Source organism: Dactylosporangium sp. NPDC006015 (genome assembly GCF_040614215.1).
GTDB classification, from domain to species: Bacteria; Actinomycetota; Actinomycetes; order Mycobacteriales; family Micromonosporaceae; genus Dactylosporangium; species Dactylosporangium maewongense.
This window is the reverse complement of record NZ_JBEXUD010000114.1, coordinates 1-2,099: the sequence shown is the minus strand read 5'-3', so window position 1 is coordinate 2,099 and position 2,099 is coordinate 1. Positions and strand designations below refer to the sequence as shown.

2 protein-coding genes are annotated in these 2,099 nt (G+C 63.5%); both read left to right on the top strand.

Annotation, left to right across the window (positions count from 1 at the left end):
• The first annotated feature begins 287 nt into the window (after positions 1-287).
• Positions 288-683, top strand: a complete 396-nt coding sequence (locus ABZ321_RS58160) for a hypothetical protein (protein WP_354905688.1) — start codon at positions 288-290, stop codon at positions 681-683.
• Positions 684-825: 142 nt separating this feature from the next.
• Positions 826-954 (top strand): hypothetical protein, encoded by a 129-nt coding sequence (locus tag ABZ321_RS58155; protein WP_354905685.1) that lies wholly within the window; start codon positions 826-828, stop codon positions 952-954.
• Positions 955-2,099: the final 1,145 nt, after the last annotated feature.

The window sequence follows — 2,099 nt, the reverse complement described above, 5'->3', positions numbered from 1 at the left end:
AACCGAGCAGGAACAAACGTGCTTGCCGACGCGGCTCCACCCGACCGAACCGGCCCGCGATCGCGGCGAACCCGGTGTCGAACTCAGCCAGCCACTGCCTGACGGCTACGCTGTGCCCAGCGGCCGCCGCACGATCTTCGATTGTCTCCACAAGTCATCGATGATCATCCGACGGCCGTCGGCATGCCCTCCGGCACGCCGACCAGCCCCAGCGCCATCAGTCCATCGTCAGACATCTACATAACGAACCTGGGCTGGGGTACTAGACCGCACGCGGAGGAGATCCGGTGACAGCGCAGGCCCTCGGGCGCCTCAAGGATGCACTGGTATTGGTGCAAGGCGATGTCTTTGCGTCAGGTCTCTCGTTCAGGCTTGCCGTTCGGAGCGTGGGTTCCTTCAGAGACCGTCCCGTCTATCACGTGACCCTGGAAGACGGCAGGTTCTACGGCGGGATGGGCCGTCTTGAAGGGGAAACGGAGGAGGATGCGCTGGCCGAAGTTGCCGAAGATGTCCAAGACCTGTTCGCCGAGGTGCTGAACATCGCATGGCCCGACTGTGCAGTGCACAACCGTGGACTGCACATGCTCTGCCCGGCCGGCTCGTCACCGGCATGGTGGTGCTATTTCGGGGAGGGTCACCTGGTGGCACCCGTCGGGGAGCTGTCGGCATTGAACCCTTCCTGAGTTGACTCGGTGGCCGTCCGTCAAGGGCGGGCGGCCATCGACCCGAAGGCCGAGGGCCGATCCCGGGTTGCAGCGTCGAGCGTGATGACGAAGACGGATCCGCCGGCCGGATTAGTACCCCAGCCCAGGTTCGTTTATGTAGATGTCTGCCGATGGGCTGGTGGCGCTGGGGCTGGTCGGCGTGTCGGAGGGCATGCTGACGGCCGCCCGCGCCCGCACCAGCCACTACCGCCGACGCGGCCACACCATCCATCAACCAACACCTGCATAACGAACCTGGGCTGTCGTATTAGACCGAACAGTGTGATCGAAATTCCACCGTTCGACATGGTTCCTCCACGACGTCCGAACCGTTATCAGCCTCCCTAGTCAGAACAGGCCGTGCGGACCTTCGGCTAGTACGGCAGCCCAGGTTCGTTATGTAGATGCTGGTTGATGGTTAGCGTGCTCGCGGCGGCGGTAGTGGCTGGTCCTGGTGCTGGCTTGGTGTCGTCGTCGCCAGGCTGACCGTGCTGTGGTGTGGCTGAGTGGTCGGACGGTGTTCGTGATCAGCGTGGCGAACAGGCGGCGGATTTCGTTGAACGTCAACGGGATCCGCGCGTGTGTGGTGTGGGTTGCGCGTTCGCGGGCGGTGATGACTGTGAGGATGGCGTGGGCGAGCATGGCGAGGGTGGTGTGCCGGTACCAGGAGTTCCAGCGGCGGACCTGGGGCTCGTCCAGGCTGATGCGTTTGCCGGTCTGGAAGCAGGTCTCGATGTTCCAGCACGAAGACCTGGCTGCGCTCCATGGGCATCATTCGACGATCCCGAACGCCCTTTCACGCCACCGTCGCACACCCTCCGATTCCCCAGCTGGAGCAGTCTCGATGGTGTGTCGCAGGGTATGGGCCAGTCCGAAACACTCATCGTCACCGAAGCACTCGGCTAATGCGAGCGCCTCCTCGTCAGTCACGGGGCGCTCAATACGGTCCAGAAGTTCTCCGGCGCGCCTGACAAGCACCTCAAGAACGTCGTCAGGCTCAAGATCTTCCGATGGCAGTCTTCCGAGGCTGACGAACTCACGAACTTCCGGCCGAATTATTTGGACCTCATCTCCTAGCCAGTCAGGCGGCACGCCGGAGCCCCCGTCAGGGGAGCTCCGGATCCAGCGACCAAACCTTAGCCTGGGTTCGTTATGTAGATGTCTGACGATGGGCTGGGTGGCGCTTGGGCTGGTCGGCGTGTCTGCGGGCATGGTGACGGCCGTCGGATGATCATCGATGACTTGTGGAGACAATCGAGGATCGTGCGGCGGCCGCTGGGCACAGCGTAGCCGTCGAGGCGTGGCTGGCTGAGTTCGACACCGGGTTCGCCGCGATCGCGGGCCGGTTCGGTCGGGTGGAGCCGCGTCGGCAAGCACGTTTGTTCCTGCTCGGTT

Bases quoted from the DNA above. Each gene is read 5' to 3' on its own strand.
- ABZ321_RS58155 (WP_354905685.1), top strand. From the start codon at position 826: ATGTCTGCCGATGGGCTGGTGGCGCTGGGGCTGGTCGGCGTGTCGGAG.